This is a genomic window from Mycobacterium sp. PS03-16, from assembly GCF_004570325.1.
In the GTDB taxonomy this organism is placed as follows: domain Bacteria; phylum Actinomycetota; class Actinomycetes; order Mycobacteriales; family Mycobacteriaceae; genus Mycobacterium.
On sequence record NZ_SPQO01000023.1, the window covers coordinates 26,754 to 42,155 of the forward strand.

A 15,402-nucleotide genomic window follows, 5' to 3' on the forward strand; every position below is an offset into this window, starting at 1 on the left:
CCGCGGTGGCAGCCCTCAGTCGCGCAGTTGCACGAGCATGAGGGCGGCCACCACGCTCGCCGCGTTGTCGGCGAGCGGCATGGGCAGGAGCTGATCGACTCGGGCCAGCCGTCGTTCGACGGTGTTGCGGTGCGTGTACAGCTTCTCCGCCGCCGCCGACGCGTTGAACCGCTCCCGGACGTACGTCAGCGCGGTGTCCCGGAGCGTGGCGTCCGCGGCGGCGAGATCTCCGAGAGTGTCGCTGACGAACTGATCCGCCTGACCCATGTCCGCCGTCAGAACCGCTATCAGGGCGACGTCCTCGTACCGGACGACCCGATGCGCGGACCCCACCCGTGCCAGGACTCGCTGCGCGGCAACGGCGTCGAGGTGGCTCCGGCGGAAGCCCTCCAGCTCCCTTCCGGGGCGCCCGAAGGCCACGTGGATCCCGGCGTGACCGGCGAGCCCCGCCACCGCCGCCGCGACCGACGGCGCCACCTCGGTCGGGATCCACACCCACAGCGCGGTCGCGCTCGCGTTGAGCGTGAGTCGTCGGGTCGCACCGCACGCGCGCATCATCGCCTCCGCCGCGGCGTCAAGACTCGCCGCCTCGTCGGCAGAATCGCGCCAGACGATCGCGGCGAGATGACTTCCGGTGAGGGCGTAGCCCAGCCGGGCCTCCGCTCGGTCGCCGCTGATCGGCGCGCCCTCGAGCAGGAGCTGGACCGTCGCGTGCCGCTCCGCACTGGCACCGCGGGCCAGCTCGGCGCGCTCCTGTTCGACGTACTCGTCGAGCGCAGCGATGGAATCGTCGATGAAGGTCGACATCGACCGCTCGGAGATCTTCATCAACTCCCGCAGCTCGTCGAGGTCGCTCGTCGCCGCGAAGCACTCGTCGACCCACGCCGACCACGCACCGTGTTGGGCGCCGCGCCACGAGCCGAGGTCGTGCATGTCCAGGCCGCGCCGGACCACGTCGCGGGCGAACTGCAGGATGTCCGGGTCGGTGCTGGGCGGCACTCGCGCGCCCGGGTCCTGCAGGTTGCCCGACAGCCAGTGCACCATGTTGGTCTTGTTCATCCGACGGTCCGCGGCCACGAGCTGCGGGTCGTCGAGGACGGTGCGGTAGTCGGCCGCCTCGTGCGCCGCAGCGGTCAGCTCGGCCACGGCGGCGTCCGAGGACGCGAGCAGCCGCTCGGCGACCTCACGGATCAGCGCCGCGATGCGCCGCTCGGGGCGCGGCCAAGACGGGTCCATCGTCGCACTGTATCGCCGACGGCCGCGGTCGCCGGCGAGATCCGGGGCGCGACATCGTGATCCGCGCAGCGTGATGCAACGCGGGCATGTTGCTCTCCGCCCGCCGCCTTCACGGAGCGAACGATCATCCCGACGCGCTCCAGGGCCGCGGTGCTATAGGCGCTCTTGGGCCCAGAACTCTGTCTGCTCCACGCCAAGACGCTGGTGCGAGACTAAAGCTTTTCGATTGCGGTGACAGCCGTGGTGGTGCCGTCCTCATTGTTGATGCGTTCGCCGAGTGCATGGGCGGTCAAGGCGCGCTGCGGTAGAACTGTTGATGCGGCGCCGAGGGGTGGAGGCGTTTGGCCCAGAACGGTTGATCGGTGGCCGGTCCTGGGAGTGGGATGCTGGGTCGTCCGGCGCGCAGGGCGGCGGCGGTGGTGCCGGCTCCGCAGTGGTGGGCGATCGCGGCCATGTGGGGGGACAGCCAGTCGTGCGGTGCGCCACCGATGGTGAGGATGTCCTGCCGGTGACATTGAGGTCTGCCCAGCCGGATTGGACGATGCCGCGTACTCCCGCCTGGTGCAGCCCGGTGGCGATGATGTCGCACAGTCGCTGGGCGCGTGCTCGGGTGAGGACGGTGTTGCCCAGCCCGGACCTATTCGGGCGCATCGTGGGCAGGACCCGATGAGCACCGTCGCAATCGCCGCGGTCGGCAGCCGCGGGGGCCACATCGAATGTTGGGTCGCGCAGCACTGGTTGGACGACGCCGTTGACCGTGCCGCGCAAGGCGATGGCCGTCGCGGGGACGTAGGTGGTGCCGAGGGAAGCCAGTGCTTTCAGTGCGACGCGGTGGGTGGCGAATAGGTGATGCTGGAACGGATGTAGGCGTTCAGCTTGGCTGAGGCGGTGCTTTCGGCTGCCACCGCGGGGGCGACCGAGTCCAGCATGGTGCGGTACATGTGCTCGACGATGGCTTCGACAAGTTTGGCCTTGGTGCCGAAGTGATAGAGCACTGCGCTCATCGCGATACCGACGCAGTCGGCGATCTTGCGGATTGATGCCTGGGCGAACGAACCCGACCTCGCCGATGACCTCGATGGCTGCAGCGACGATCTGGCTTCGTCGGGCGGAACGAATGAAGGACTGCGCGTGCTCTGGGGTGGCCGGCGGCTGGCAAATGCCACGCTGAGGGACCGCGTTGGTCTGGGAAACGTTTGTGGACCCAAGCCTGCGACCGCAGGAGCATTACGCCGACCGGCACGTTGACGGCGACACGACCGCCCGACTGTTACCCGTAGGCGCGAACCTGTGTTGCGCGACGGGCGTCCAAGCGGCTGACGGCATGAGCGACGTAGCAACAGTGACGAAGGTCTGTCGGGGACTTTGTCAAGGTGACGAAAGGGAGTGGACAAGTTTGCCGACCATACGGCTCGGGAAACATACGCGCTCTACCGTTATTCAGTTCCCTTCGAAAGTGGACATGAAAATGAGAATCTCAGGTGTGGACATCGAGTGAGAACGCTGCCATCAGCGCACTTCATAGAGGTACGTGCGGACACGAAACTCGGGAAGCCACATGTGTGCCCTGTCGCTTCTCAAGCTTGATCTCGAACTCTCAACTTAAATGTCCACCCGAGGTCCAATGGGACATGAAAGTGAGAATTCGTGCCGCGATGCCCAGCGGACCAGCTGGCGGGTGACGAATCCTCAAGGCCCGCGTCTTGAGACAGGAAGTGAGACACGCGACCTGATGTGATGTGCCCACAACGCGGGCCGCGCGGGGCCGTCCCCTTCCTCTGCAAAGGCGACAGCGGATGTTCACGGATGGCGTACTTCCGGTGATCGGGGTAGAGATTTGTGAAGTCGTGCTGCGTGACACCGTTGAATCGGTTCTGGGCTGGGTGTATTGACTCAACGAATACGGGGAGGGAAAGAACGCGTTGTCCTCCGCCTCATCCCGGCGAAGTTCCTTGCTCAGGTCATCAGTGGGTGTGCTCATCGGTCATTCCCTTCTCTTCGGCCGCCGTGTTGTCGGGTGCCATTCGAGCTGACGTGCTGCTGAACGGGCTGAAGTCGGATTGACGTCGACGTCGGGAGGTTTGCCCAAGGCCCTGGCATGGTCTCTGGCGCGCTCATCGCTTCGAAGCCGGTACCGCGGCGCTGGGTGGAATGCGGAGATCCCGCCGAGTGTCGCGCTCGTTCTGCGGTTGTCGCCACGTCGATAACAGCATTCGGAAGCCCCGCAGCTTCGTCGAGTGAGGGAACGTCGGGCGATCAGCTCGAACCCCACGGTGAGCGCCGGAGCCAGGAACAGGCCACGGTGCGGCGGCCTTTCTCGAACCGTTCTTCTGCCGGTGAGAGCCGCTGTTCGCCTGAGGCTGCGCTAGGTGGCGCTGTCGAGCAGCGCCTTGTCGACGTCCGTCGAGGCGCTCCTGGGTGTGGTAGTCATGTCGCCTCCGTAGCGCGGTGTTCGACGAAAGCGACTGATGTAAACCGCATCCTCGTCATGTTCACACTGCAGAACACAGCGACTGGATCATCCAAGACGGACATCCGATGCGGGGTATAGGACTCACCTATCCCTGCGGTTGATGGCGGCTACCCGTCGCCTCCCGATTGAGCGCGGTATTTCTTGGCCTGGCTCATCAGGGCGGTGGCCGGGGCGGTGAGGTGATCCCGTCGGCTGACCGCGGCGACGTGCAGGTACGACTCGGGCACGATGCGCTGCACGGTGGCTCCAGCGCGACGGGCAGACTCCGTCCATGACGAAGGCATCACCGCACGCCCGAGCCCCTTGAGCACCATCGGCAGGATGGAAGTCCGGTGGGCGACCTCGGCGACGACGGTGATCCGGGTACCCTCGGCGATCACGTCGTCAACCAGGGCGCGCATCAGCGATCCGCGTTGAGACACGATCAGTCGGTAGCCGTCGAGATCCTCGCGGCGAACCGTCGCACCGTCCAGGGTGGGCTCGTCCGGACCCGAAATCAGGACCAGCGGTTGGCTTTCGAGCGCGACCACCGTCAGGTCGGCGGCGCGGATGGGCTCGGGCGAACCCAGGATCCCGATCTCACAGGCGCCGCTGCGCACCGCGCTGAGGATTTCCTCCGGTGTGAATCCCGCTTCGGCGTTGATCGTCACGTCGGGGTGGCCCACGGCAAAGGCGGTCAAGATGGTCGTCAGCGGCTCCATGCCGGGTGACGGCATGGTGATCAGGTCCAGGCGTCCCCCGCGTAGCCCTTTGAGCTCTCGCATGGCTGCGGCGGCTTCGTCGACGTCACGCAGCACCACCCTCGCCGGCCCCACCAGGGTCTTGCCGGCTTCGCTGAGCACCACCCCCCGCCCGACCCGATGAAACAGGGGGCTGCCCAGGTCCCGCTCGAATGCAGCGATGGCCTGGGAGAGGGATGGCTGGGCGATCATCAGGTGCTCGGCAGCCTTGCTGAACCCGCCATGGTCCACCACCGCCAGGAAAAACTTGAGCTGGCGAACATCCATCAAGGGCCTCCTCGCAGCAGGGATAGGTAGAGCCTATGCCCCGTATCGCGTCTTCGTCTTGGACGTTGTGCGCAGCTGTGGCCCCTAATGGATCGCAGACAGATTGTGACGCACTACACCCCAACTGGAGAATCATGACCGACAACACTTTCAAGATCGCCGCCATCCCCGCCGACGGTGTCGGCAAGGAAGTGGTAGCCGCCGGCCGCCGCGTCCTCGACACCCTCGCCGAGCAGTCGAACGGCCGCTTCTCCTTCGAATGGACCGAATTCCTTTGGGGCTGTGAATACTACGAGCAGACCGGGAAGATGATGGCCGACGACGGCCTGGACACCCTGACAGAGTTCGACGCCATCTACTTCGGGGCGGTGGGCTGGCGCAATGTCCCCGACCACATCAGCCTGTGGGGCCTGCGCCTGAACATCACGCAGAACTTCGACCAGTGGGCCAACATCCGGCCCGTCACGTTCCTGCCCGGTGTGGTGTCACCGCTGCGCAAGGCCGACGACACCGAACTCGACTGGATCGTCGTGCGGGAGAACAGCGAAGGGGAGTACGCCGGCCTGGGTGGACGCAACCTCAGCGGCCGCGGACCGGGTAACGAAGTGGCGCTGCAAACGGCGCTGTTCACCGAAAAGGGTTGCGAGCGCATCATGCGATTCGCGTTCGACCTGGCGCGGACCCGCCGCGTCAAGAAGGTCTCCAGCGTCACCAAGTCCAACGCCCAGCAGTACGGCATGGTGCTGTGGGACGAAGTGTTCAACCGTGTCGCCCTGGATTACCCCGACGTCGCCACGGAATCGGTTCTCGTCGACGCGATGAGCGCGAAGTTCATCCTCCATCCCGAGGACCTTTCGGTGGTGGTCGCCTCCAATCTGAACGCCGACATCCTCTCAGACCTGGGCTCGGCCCTGGCGGGAAGTCTCGGTGTGGCCGCGAGCGCCAACCTCAACCCGGAGCGCCGATTCCCCAGCATGTTCGAACCCGTTCACGGCTCGGCCCCCGACATCGCCGGGAAGGGCGTGAGCAATCCGATCGGTGCCATCGCCAGCGCGGCGTTGATGCTCGATCACTTCGGACTGCACGACGAGGCCCGACGCGTGGAGGCCGCGATCGGAGCGGCAACCGCAAGCGGTGTCCGTACCCGCGACATCGGTGGAACGGCCGGCACCGACGCCATGACCGACGCGATCATCGCCGCGCTCACCTCCGCCCTCACCCCGGCCTGACTCCTGCCGCGCCGAAGAAGGGATAGTTGATGATCGACATCGATGCGGACGCCGAGTCGCGTCCCGTGCAGAAAAAGCGGTGGTACCGGCAGCTGTACTTCTGGGTGATCGTGGCCATCGTCGTCGGCATCCTGGTGGGCTGGCTCTCGCCATCCACCGGCGAGGCGATGGAGCCCATCGGTACCACCTTCATCACCGCCATGAAGATGCTGATCTGCCCGATCATCTTCCTGACGATCGTCGGGGGGATTGCCGGCGTCGCCGACCTGAAGAAGGTGGGCATGACCGGGATCAAGGCGCTCACCTACTTCCAGGTGGGCACCATTATCGCCATGATCACCGGGTTGGTGGCGATCAACCTGTTCCGACTCGGAGACGGCGTGAATGCCGACCCCGACCAGATCGAAGCCAGCGACTCAGCGCAGAAGCTCATCACCGCCGGCGAGGAGAAACAGTGGTGGGAGTTCATCACCCACCTGGTGCCCGACAGTGTGTTCGGCCCCTTCGTCGAGGGCGACATCCTGCAGGTGATCTTCCTGGCTCTCATCTTCGGTGTTGCGCTCAACGCTGTCGGCAAGCTCGGCGCGCCGGTGCTCGATGCCGTCAACCGGCTCACGGCCATTGTGTTCAAGGTGCTGAGCTACATCATGAAACTGGCGCCGCTGGGTGCCTTCGGCGCCATGGCCTACGCCATCGGCAAGTACGGCATCTCCACGCTGACCAGCCTGGGCAGCCTGATCCTGTTGTTCTACGTGACCTCGGCGCTGTTCGTGGTGGTGGTCCTCGGCTCGGTGATGGCCTACCTGCGACTCAACATCTTCTCGATGCTGAAGTACCTTCGCGAAGAACTGGTCCTCATCCTGGGTACCTCGACCGCTGAACCGGCACTACCGGCGCTGATGCGCAAGCTGGAGTACGCCGGTGTCAGCAAGCCCACGGTCGGATTGGTGGTGCCCACCGGATACAGCTTCAACCTCGACGGTGCGGCGATCTACCTGTCGCTGGCGGCGCTGTACATCGCGCAAGCTACCAACACCGACCTGACCATCGGTCAGCAGATCGGTCTCCTGGCGGTCATGCTGTTGACGTCGAAGGGCGCAGCCGGTGTTGCCGGCGGTGGCTTCATCGCGCTCACCGCCACGTTGAGCACGCTGGGCACCATCCCGGCCATCGGCATCATGCTGGTCTTCGGCATCGACAAGTTCATGTCGGAGTGCCGCGCACTGGTCAACTTCATCGGCAATGCGGTCGCCACTCTCTTCGTGGCGAAATGGAACGGCGAGGTCGACATCGACCGGGCGCGAAAAGTGTTCGCCGGTAGGGATGTAGCGCCGCTGTCGACGCCCGCTGACGACGAGCCGCAGCACTCTCACCCCGATGAGGATGCGGGCCACCCCGAAGTGATTCAACCCACCAGTGAGCACGCGAGCGCTCCCGTTCTGGTCCGCTCCGCGGTGCAACCCTGACCGGACAAGGAAACGCAGTGACCACCGTGTTGATCGCCCCGGACAAGTTCAAAGGCAGCCTCACCGCAACCGAAGTGGCACAGAGTCTGTCGGACGGGCTTGCCGCAGCGGGCGTGAACACCATTGCACTGCCACTCGCGGACGGCGGCGACGGTAGCGTCGCCGCCGCTCTGGCCGGCGGGTACCGCGGCCATCGGGTGGTGGTGCACGGCGCAGACGGCGACGAGCATCCCGCCGCAATAGCGCTCGACGGCAGTACCGCAGTGGTGGAGATCGCCAACACCTGCGGCCTGGGGACGGTCGCGGGGAAGGCTCTGTCGCCCATGTCGGCCTCCAGCTTCGGCCTGGGGCAGGCAATCCGCGAGGCCATCGGACTCGGTGCCACGCGCGTCATCGTGGGCCTCGGCGGAAGCGCCAGCAGCGACGCAGGCATCGGAATGCTGGCCGCGCTGGGATTCCGGTTCCGCAACCACGAGGGCGGCGAGGTGATCCCCATCGCCGCGAACCTCGGTGCGATTCACCGCGTCGACGACGCCGGCGCGGTGACCGGGCTCAGCCAGGTCGAACTGATCGTCGCCAGCGACGTCACCAATCCGTTGATCGGCCCACAGGGCGCTGCGCCGGTGTACGGACCGCAGAAAGGGGCGAGTGTCGCCGATATCGACGCCCTGGAGAACGGCTACGACCACCTGATCACAGCTCTCACCGACTCAGGTCACCGCGATGCGGCAGCAGTGGCCCAGATGACGGGTACCGGCGCCGCCGGAGGTTGCGGTTTCGCCGCAGCCCTGATCGGAGCCCGGCTGGTGTCGGGGGCGAACTTCTTCCTCGATCTTCTCGATTTCGAGAGCCACGCCGCCGCAGCCGATCTCGTCATCACAGGTGAAGGATGCCTGGACTCGCAGACGCTGTCCGGGAAGCTGCCAGCCGTGGTGGCCCAGCGATCGGGCGCCAAACCTGTCGTGGCCGTGGTCGGCGCAAACCGCCTCGCGTTGTCGCAGACGGCATTCGCCCGGATCTACGCTGCCGGCGACTACACCCTCGCTCAAACCGCCAACGATCCCGCTGCGACACACGAGGTACTGGTGCGTATCGCCCGGGATATCGCCGACTGCTGCTCGGACGGCAGCAGAACCACGGGCGGACCGACTGGGCGACACAGTGGTGCCGTGCGGGCCGCGAGCGCCGCCGCCGCGCGGACTCGCCTTCGTTCCTGAGATGGGTTTCGGCCCGGAGCACCGGCGACGAATACCATCCTAATGTAGGGGGCTTCCGTGACCGTCGACGCCGGGAGCAGGCTCAAGTAGAGGTGTCAAGCTGGGCCAACAGCCTCTGCGCGAAGGCGCGCAGTTCGGTGTGGCCCTGGGTGACGCCGACTGCGTCCTCGTTGCACAGGCTGCGCGCGGTCTGGGTGATGAGCATGGAGATGGCCACGGGGGGATAGCGCTCGAGGTCGATGTCGTGGGCCCGCAGCACCATGGTGACCGCGGCGGTCTCGATGTCGCGGACCCGTTCGGCGTACGCCTTCAGTTCGGCACGAATTGCTTTGCGGTGGTTGGCCAGAGCCGTGAACTCCGTACTCAGGATGGTCCACTGCGATTCGCTGTTGATGTCCCACAACGCCTGCAGTGGGTCCTCGGCCGTCAGGGTCGCGCGCATGCGCTCCAGCGCCACGTCGGCGCCGGCACGCATCACCTCGACGAACAGGTCGTCCATGGTGGGGAAGTAGTAGTAGACCAGAGCCTGTTTCACACCGGCCGCCGCGGCCACCCTGCGCGAGGTCGCTGCGGCGTAACCCTCGGTACGCATGACCTCCGCCGTCGCCTCGATCAGCCGGCGGCGGGTGTCGGAGTCGGCATTCGTGGTCCTGCGATTTCGTGACCCTGTGGCTCCCGGGGTAGTGGGCATGGTGCACTGTATCAGTTTGGTCGATCGACAAAACTCTCCAGTTCGCGTAGGTCGATGTCCGGCTCGGACCGATCAGGTGCCGTTCGCGGGCTGGACGAAGATGCTGCCTCCGATGGTCGTGGTGATGGTGCTGTGGCCTGTAGGTTGTTCTCCATCACCGACGACTCAGAGCCGCAACCCATCGGGACTGGTCACCCTGGTACCGATCTGACGGCGCGTCAGCCTAAGGTGGGAGTGAAATGTGGTGGCGCTCAACGTCAAACCGGGCTACGTGTCCAGTTGCGTCGCCGGCCTGATGCGGCCCGGGCTGCTGGTCACCGCGGCCGACGAGCAGGACCGCCGCCGCACCCTCATCGGGCCCCGCCCTATGCTGGAAGGCGCCGCGCAGCGGCGCACCCCACCGCTGTCGCCGGTGTTGGCCAGGGCGCTCGGTGACCGCGCCGAGGCCGATAAGGTGCTCGCGGTCCTCGACGACCTCGCCGACCGCCTGCTGGACCGATCGCTACTTCAGCATGCTCCCGGCATCCACAGTGACGGGAAGACCTGTGATGTAGCGGGACTCGTCGGATGCGAGGAACAGTACGGCATTGCTGATGTCCACCGGTTCGACCCACCCGATGGGCAGGACATGCATGAACTGCGCGGCCACCATCAGGTCCTCCGGGCCCGGGTTCTCCAGATCGGGGCGGAACAGCTTCATGGTGCCCTCGTTCATGAACAACGGGGTGTTCACGTTGGTGGGATGCACGGAGTTCACGCGGATGAAGTGCTGACCCAGTTCTACCGCGAAGGTGCGCATGAGGCCCACGACACCGTGTTTGGCCGCGATGTAGTGTCCGGTGTGCGGGTAGGCCTTGAGGCCACCCACCGAACTGGTCAGAATGATGGACCCACCCTCGCCCTGTGAGATCAAATGGGGTACTGCGGCTTTGACGGTCTTCCAGACGCCGGTCAGGTTCACGTCGATCATGTCGGTCCAGTCGGCTTCACTGGTGTGGTCCAGGGTCTGACCACCGTTGCCGATACCGGCGTTGGCGCAGATGATGTCCAGCCGGCCCAGCTGCTCGACTCCGCTGTCGACGGCGGCCTTGATGGAATCGTAGTGGCGAACGTCCACCTCGGCGGTGACGATGCGTCGGTTCAATTGCTTGACCAGATCTGCGGTCTCGGCGAGGTCGTCGGGCGTGGCGGGCTCGATTTGAGGATTGCTGCTCACTGGTCCGCAGATGTCGACGGCGATGATGTCGGCGCCCTCTTCGGCCAACCGGACCGCGTGGCTGCGCCCCTGACCTCGCGCTGCGCCGGTGATGAACGCTACCTTGCCCTCGACCCGTCCAGCCATGATCCCACCTCGTCGCTGATCTGAAACCGACCTTTGTCGATCGATCAGTAATCGTGACACTGCGGGTATGAGCTGTCAATACTCGGCTATAGCGCGATGATGTGCTGCCACGCGGTGCTTTGCATGGCCGTGGACTCGCGAGAGTGAGCGGCTCAGTGCACCACACCGCAGTGGGCCCTTGACCCCCTTGTGGGCACTCTGGTAAGCATGGCGCATTCTACCGTTGGTCGATCGATCAGTGTTTGCGTCGCTGAACCGAGGCCCCTGCGACTGGAGGTGGCAGATGACGGAACACGAGTCCCGCGTGAAGGTGGTCGTCGACCCGCATCTGTGTGAAGGCCATGCCCTCTGCCTGGAGACTGCCCCCGGAATCTTCAACCTATCCGAGGACGATGTCGCCACCTGTGTCGAGCAGCCGGCCGGCGATCAGTGGGATCAGGTGTGGGCTGCTGTCGACGCCTGCCCACGCGGGGCGATCTCCGTCGTCGGGGCCTAGCGACTCGACTCCTGCGCGTTCTCAGCCCCCATAGTGATCGAAAGGACAGCCCATGGCCGATCTCGCTTCTGTTGATTTCTTTTCGGATCACGCGGTCAGTCAGAATCCCTATGACTACTGGGATGCGGTGCGCGAGCGGGGCCCCGTGGTGAGGGAGCCGCACCACAACGTGATTGCCGTGACGGGCTACCAGGAAGTGATGGCGGCCTTCAAAGACCACGATTCGTTCTCGGCGGTCAACGCAATCGGGGGCCCGTTCCCGCCGCTGCCCTTCGAGCCGGTCGGTGACGACATCACCGAGCAGATCGAGGCCCACCGTCACCTCTTCCCCATCTATGAGCACATGGTGGTCATGGATCCGCCTGCTCACGAGAAGGCCCGTTCGCTGCTGAGCAAGCTGCTGACGCCGCGGCGCCTTAAGGAAAACGAGGACTACATGTGGCAACTGGTCGATCACCAGATCGACCAGTTCATCGACAACGGCCGCTGTGAGTTTCTCTCCGAGTATGCGAAACCCTTTGCGACATCCGCGATCATCGATCTGCTCGGTGTGCCTGACGCGGACCGGCCCGAGTTCCTCGCCGCGCTGGGTGCTGAGCGCCCGGACGGCAACCGGGTGGGTGCACTCGACGGTGAGCCGGTGGGGCTGGACCCCCTGAAGTATCTCGACGACCGCTTCGTCGGATACCTCGCCGAACGCCGGCGCGATCCGCAGGGCGACGTGCTCTCGGGTATGGCCACCGCCGTGTACCCCGATGGCACGACGCCGGAGCTGATCGAAGTCGCCAAGCCCGCGACGTTCCTGTTCGCAGCCGGACAGGAGACGGTCACCAAGCTGCTCAGCGCGGCGGTGCAGACGCTGGGGGACCGGCCCGAGTACCAGCAGTTGCTGCGTGAGAACCCGGACCGTATACCGACGTTCATCGAAGAGGCGTTGCGGATGCACGCGCCGACCAAAGTGGACTTCCGGCTCGTGCGCAAGACGACCACCTTGGGCGGAGTTCACCTCTCGGCGGGCACCATCGTGATGCTGTGCCTCGGCGCCGCCAACCGTGACCCCCGGAAGTTCGAGGATCCCCACGAGTTTCGACCCGACCGCAAGAACGTACGTGAGCACATCGCCTTCGGGCGCGGTATCCACACCTGCGCCGGCGCGCCGCTGGCCAGGGTGGAGGGGCAGATCACCGTGCGTCGCCTCCTCGACCGGATGAGCGAGATCAGGATCGACGGGGCGAGCCACGGCCCGGCCGGCAACCGGAACTACGCCTACGAGCCCACTTTCCTGCTGCGGGGCCTCACCTCCCTGCACATCGAGTTCGACAAGAGATGAGGAGGTTTCGGTGTCCTTGCAGTCGGTGCTGGACGAGCTGCGGCGGCGACCGGCGACAGGGGAGAGCATCGCCATCGTCGACCCGGCCACGGAGGAGACCATCGGCGAGTTCACCGACGGCGGCGCACAGGCGGTCGACGAGGCGGTGGCGCGAGCCCGCGCCACCTTCGACTCGGGGGTGTGGCACCGCAAACCCGCCGCCGAACGTGCGGAGGTTCTGTGGCGGGCGGCCGACCTGATCGAGGACAACGCCGCCCTGCTGGCGGAAGTGCATTCCCGTGAACACGGGAATGCCGTATGCGCAGGCGCACATGATCATGGCCACCAGCGCCGAGATCTTCCGGCTACTCCCTGCCGGCCGCTCGTGTTGTTCCACAGGCGTCGGTGGGCTGGGACGGGATCGGCACGGTGTGCGCTCCTGTCGTCGAGCATCGGGTACACCAGAACCTGTGCGGTCAAATCGACTTCGCCGCGGTCGCGCGCCAGTAGGGCGAGGGCCGCAGCCAAAACTCCACCAGCGCTGGCTCCGGCGATCGCGACCCGGGCGCGATCCAACCCCGGGAGGTCCGCCAGCCAGCGCAGGGCGTCGTAACAGTCCACCAGCGGCACGGGGTAGGGGTGCGCGGGCGCCAGCCGGTAGTCCACCGCGACCACTGTGGTGTCGAGTTCCCCAGCCAGTCGATGACACCGGGCATCGTCCATCCGGGCATTCCCCAGTACGTAGCCTCCGCCGTGAATCCACAAACGCCGCTGCTGCACTCACCGTCGGCCGGCCGGTGAACGCTCACTCCGGCACCTCAACGCAGAGTCACGACGACTTCCACCCCTGGTCGGGAGGTGTTGCGTCCGGCCGGGGAGAGCAACCGGAAGGCCTTCACAGTCAGGGGAGTGACCAGTGTGCGTGGCAACAGGCGGGCGTGGCCGCGCAACTCGGGGTGGAAGACCGCTGCTCCGCGAAACCCCGTCACTCCAGCCTGTTTCGATAGATCTCGATGGCGCAGGCACTGGCCGCGCGTTGTCCGGCCGCGGCCAGCGCGTGGAGTTTGAATGCCCGCGCGGCGACGCTGGGGCAGTACGGCAGGTAGCCATGGACGACCGAAGCGGTGAGTGGTGCAGCACCCCATACCGTCACCTCGGTGTCTCCTTGCGCAAGTACGCTCCGCACACCATGACGGATCCGGCTGTCGCGGGTGTAGAGGTCGTCGGCCACGGCGAACGCCCGAGGCCGGTTCCGGTGCGGAAGAAAGCGCTCGGCCACCCTGTCCAGGGTTACCACCGAGGCTCCGAGAATCTGCAGCGGGAGTGGGTCGACGTCCGCCGTCCCGACCAGGACTGCGACGTCCCAGCCGGCCGTGGACCGGTCGAAAAGCCAGCCGCCTGAGGACCGCACGATCTCGACGACCCACGCCGTCGGCACCGCTGCCGCAGTGCGTCCGCAACCTCAGGAACTCAACGTATTCCGATGCGGATGTTCTTGACCTGCTGGAACTCGTGAAGGCCTGCTTCACCGCCGGTACGTCCGAAACCGCTCTCCTTATAGCCGCCGTAGGGGCCCTGCGGGGAGATCCGGCTGTTCTGGTTGACCCACACCGAGCCGGCCTCGAGCTGTCGCGCCACCCGATGAGCGCGGTTCAGATCGTTGGTGTGGACAAAGGCGTTGAGGCCGTAGCGAGTGTCGTTGGCGATACGGATCGCCTCGGCCTCCTCGCGGAACCGCATGAGGGACACCACCGGACCAAAGGTCTCGGTCTGGGCCAGCTCGGATCGGGGGTCGACGCCGCCCAGAACCGTGGGTTCTACGAAGTAGCCGCCGGCGAGGTCGCCACCCAATCGGGTTCCGCCGGTGAGGACTTCCCCTACCCCGTCCTCCACCGCCCGGTGCACCGCAGCGAGGATGCGGTTCGCTGAACTCTCACTGACCACGGGTCCGAAAGACACTGCCGGATCGAAGGGGTCTCCGATCCTTGCGGCGGCGATCACAGCCAGGAGCTTGTCGGCGAAGGCGTCGTACACCGACTCGTGGACCAGGAACCGGCTGGCGCACGCGCAACTCTGCCCGGCTTGCATCAGCGGGCCCTGATGGGCCGACAGCGCCGCGGCGGTATCGAGATCGGCGTCAGCGAAGACGAGGCTGGCCGACTTGCCTCCCAGCTCGGCGACCACCGGGGTGAGGTGGGCGGACGCAGCGTTGATGACCCGGCGGGCGGTATCGCCACCGCCGGTGAACCAGATCTTGCGGATACCGGGATGGCTCACCAGGGCATGCCCACCGTCGGCCGCCGCGGGGATGACATTGACCAGGCCCGCCGGTAGCCCGGCTTCGATACACAGCTCACCGAAGCGCAGTGCCGCCAACGGCGCCAGCTCGGAGGGCTTGAGCACCACGGCATTACCGGCGGCCAGAGCCGGGGCGACGCACGAGGCCGTGACCGCCAGTGCCCCGTTCCACGGGGCCAAGACGGCCACCACCCCGTATGGCTCCCGCTCGACGAAGTTCAGGTCGAATGAGCCGCTGACGGGAGTGCTCGAGCCGTGCGGCTTGTCGGCGTATCCGGCAAAGTGACGGAGGAACTGTTCGAGCATGACAGCGGTACCGGCGAAGGACACCGGTACCGCGTAGTCGTGCACATTGAGTCGGGCCAGCTCACCGAGATTCTGGTGCACACAGTCAGCCAGGTCGATCAGCAGGTCCCGTCGCCTGTCCGCGGTCCACGACCGCCACTCCCGCTGCGCCTCCGAGGCTGACCGGACAGCCCGGTCCACCTCGGGTTCCCCGGCCAGTGCGATCCTGGCATTCGGTAGGCCGGTGGCGGGGAAGATGTGCTGGTGCGGGGCGATCGACGTCGCGTAAACACGGTCGCCGCCGATCAACAGGCCTGCCGGCTGCTCAGTAGAGAGGGGCATCGCGGTGTCCG

General features: G+C 66.0%; 13 protein-coding genes and 2 pseudogenes. 6 read left to right on the forward strand and 9 right to left on the reverse strand.

The features are described from left to right. Nucleotides 1-15: 15 nt before the first annotated feature. From E4P42_RS18565 to E4P42_RS18585, 4 genes and pseudogenes are all read right to left on the reverse strand, one after another. A complete protein-coding gene (locus E4P42_RS18565) occupies nucleotides 16-1,236 on the reverse strand; it encodes a helix-turn-helix domain-containing protein (protein ID WP_135127548.1) in 1,221 nt (406 codons plus the stop codon). Nucleotides 1,237-2,054: 818 nt separating this feature from the next. After that, on the reverse strand, nucleotides 2,055-2,402 hold the full coding sequence (locus E4P42_RS18575) for a TetR/AcrR family transcriptional regulator (RefSeq protein WP_245234097.1): 348 nt from the start codon (nucleotides 2,400-2,402) through the stop codon (nucleotides 2,055-2,057). Between the two features lie 1,097 nt (nucleotides 2,403-3,499). After that, nucleotides 3,500-3,667: pseudogene (locus E4P42_RS27730) on the reverse strand (anion transporter); the annotation flags it as partial. Between the two features lie 149 nt (nucleotides 3,668-3,816). Further along, the gene (locus E4P42_RS18585) at nucleotides 3,817-4,716 is read right to left on the reverse strand and encodes a LysR family transcriptional regulator (protein WP_135127550.1); all 900 of its coding nucleotides are present in this window, start codon (nucleotides 4,714-4,716) and stop codon (nucleotides 3,817-3,819) included. A 134-nt stretch (nucleotides 4,717-4,850) separates the two neighbouring features. On the opposite strand from E4P42_RS18585, the gene E4P42_RS18590 reads away from it, so the two are divergent. Genes E4P42_RS18590 through E4P42_RS18600 form a run of 3 tightly spaced genes read left to right on the forward strand, consistent with a single transcriptional unit; the run spans nucleotide 4,851 to nucleotide 8,628 of the window. Next, on the forward strand, nucleotides 4,851-5,945 hold the full coding sequence (locus E4P42_RS18590; RefSeq protein WP_135127551.1) for a tartrate dehydrogenase: 1,095 nt from the start codon (nucleotides 4,851-4,853) through the stop codon (nucleotides 5,943-5,945). Between the two features lie 29 nt (nucleotides 5,946-5,974). After that, the gene (gene dctA, locus E4P42_RS18595; protein WP_135127552.1) at nucleotides 5,975-7,411 is read left to right on the forward strand and encodes a C4-dicarboxylate transporter DctA; all 1,437 of its coding nucleotides are present in this window, start codon (nucleotides 5,975-5,977) and stop codon (nucleotides 7,409-7,411) included. 17 nt (nucleotides 7,412-7,428) lie between these two features. Then, complete coding sequence (locus E4P42_RS18600; RefSeq protein WP_245234098.1) at nucleotides 7,429-8,628, forward strand: glycerate kinase; 1,200 nt, start codon at nucleotides 7,429-7,431, stop codon at nucleotides 8,626-8,628. Nucleotides 8,629-8,710: 82 nt separating this feature from the next. On the opposite strand, the gene E4P42_RS18605 is transcribed toward E4P42_RS18600, so the two are convergent. Further along, nucleotides 8,711-9,319 (reverse strand): TetR/AcrR family transcriptional regulator, encoded by a 609-nt coding sequence (locus E4P42_RS18605; protein ID WP_135127553.1) that lies wholly within the window; start codon nucleotides 9,317-9,319, stop codon nucleotides 8,711-8,713. Nucleotides 9,320-9,821: 502 nt separating this feature from the next. Beyond that, nucleotides 9,822-10,661 (reverse strand): mycofactocin-coupled SDR family oxidoreductase, encoded by an 840-nt coding sequence (locus E4P42_RS18610; RefSeq protein WP_135127554.1) that lies wholly within the window; start codon nucleotides 10,659-10,661, stop codon nucleotides 9,822-9,824. A gap of 283 nt (nucleotides 10,662-10,944) precedes the next feature. Between E4P42_RS18610 and E4P42_RS18615 the strand changes: the two genes are divergently transcribed. The 3 genes and pseudogenes from E4P42_RS18615 to E4P42_RS27735 form a co-directional block, all read left to right on the forward strand. Then, nucleotides 10,945-11,157 carry a ferredoxin gene (locus E4P42_RS18615; protein WP_371287050.1) on the forward strand — a complete coding sequence of 71 codons (213 nt, stop codon included), beginning with the start codon at nucleotides 10,945-10,947 and terminating at the stop codon, nucleotides 11,155-11,157. Nucleotides 11,158-11,209: 52 nt separating this feature from the next. Continuing rightward, nucleotides 11,210-12,487, forward strand: coding sequence for a cytochrome P450 (locus E4P42_RS18620; protein WP_135127555.1), 1,278 nt, complete (start codon nucleotides 11,210-11,212; stop codon nucleotides 12,485-12,487). A 25-nt stretch (nucleotides 12,488-12,512) separates the two neighbouring features. Beyond that, nucleotides 12,513-12,725 (forward strand): annotated as a pseudogene (locus E4P42_RS27735) (aldehyde dehydrogenase family protein); the annotation flags it as partial. Between the two features lie 77 nt (nucleotides 12,726-12,802). On the opposite strand, the gene E4P42_RS27740 reads toward E4P42_RS27735, so the two are convergent. From E4P42_RS27740 to E4P42_RS18635, 3 genes are all read right to left on the reverse strand, one after another. Continuing rightward, the gene (locus E4P42_RS27740) at nucleotides 12,803-13,189 is read right to left on the reverse strand and encodes an alpha/beta hydrolase fold domain-containing protein (protein WP_371287051.1); all 387 of its coding nucleotides are present in this window, start codon (nucleotides 13,187-13,189) and stop codon (nucleotides 12,803-12,805) included. Between the two features lie 262 nt (nucleotides 13,190-13,451). Further along, on the reverse strand, nucleotides 13,452-13,904 hold the full coding sequence (locus tag E4P42_RS27465) for a hypothetical protein (RefSeq protein WP_245234100.1): 453 nt from the start codon (nucleotides 13,902-13,904) through the stop codon (nucleotides 13,452-13,454). A 32-nt stretch (nucleotides 13,905-13,936) separates the two neighbouring features. After that, the gene (locus tag E4P42_RS18635; protein ID WP_135127556.1) at nucleotides 13,937-15,391 is read right to left on the reverse strand and encodes an aldehyde dehydrogenase; all 1,455 of its coding nucleotides are present in this window, start codon (nucleotides 15,389-15,391) and stop codon (nucleotides 13,937-13,939) included. Nucleotides 15,392-15,402 lie beyond the last annotated feature (11 nt).

What these genes read in the sequence shown, in the direction of transcription:
- E4P42_RS18565 (WP_135127548.1), bottom strand. Translation starts at nt 1,236, where the DNA reads ATGGACCCGTCTTGGCCGCGCCCCGAGCGGCGCATCGCGGCGCTGATC.
- E4P42_RS18585 (WP_135127550.1), bottom strand. Translation starts at nt 4,716, where the DNA reads ATGGATGTTCGCCAGCTCAAGTTTTTCCTGGCGGTGGTGGACCATGGC.
- E4P42_RS18590 (WP_135127551.1), top strand. Translation starts at nt 4,851, where the DNA reads ATGACCGACAACACTTTCAAGATCGCCGCCATCCCCGCCGACGGTGTC.
- dctA (WP_135127552.1), top strand. Translation starts at nt 5,975, where the DNA reads ATGATCGACATCGATGCGGACGCCGAGTCGCGTCCCGTGCAGAAAAAG.
- E4P42_RS18605 (WP_135127553.1), bottom strand. Translation starts at nt 9,319, where the DNA reads ATGCCCACTACCCCGGGAGCCACAGGGTCACGAAATCGCAGGACCACG.
- E4P42_RS18610 (WP_135127554.1), bottom strand. Translation starts at nt 10,661, where the DNA reads ATGGCTGGACGGGTCGAGGGCAAGGTAGCGTTCATCACCGGCGCAGCG.
- E4P42_RS18615 (WP_371287050.1), top strand. Translation starts at nt 10,945, where the DNA reads ATGACGGAACACGAGTCCCGCGTGAAGGTGGTCGTCGACCCGCATCTG.
- E4P42_RS18620 (WP_135127555.1), top strand. Translation starts at nt 11,210, where the DNA reads ATGGCCGATCTCGCTTCTGTTGATTTCTTTTCGGATCACGCGGTCAGT.
- E4P42_RS27740 (WP_371287051.1), bottom strand. Translation starts at nt 13,189, where the DNA reads ATGGACGATGCCCGGTGTCATCGACTGGCTGGGGAACTCGACACCACA.
- E4P42_RS18635 (WP_135127556.1), bottom strand. Translation starts at nt 15,391, where the DNA reads ATGCCCCTCTCTACTGAGCAGCCGGCAGGCCTGTTGATCGGCGGCGAC.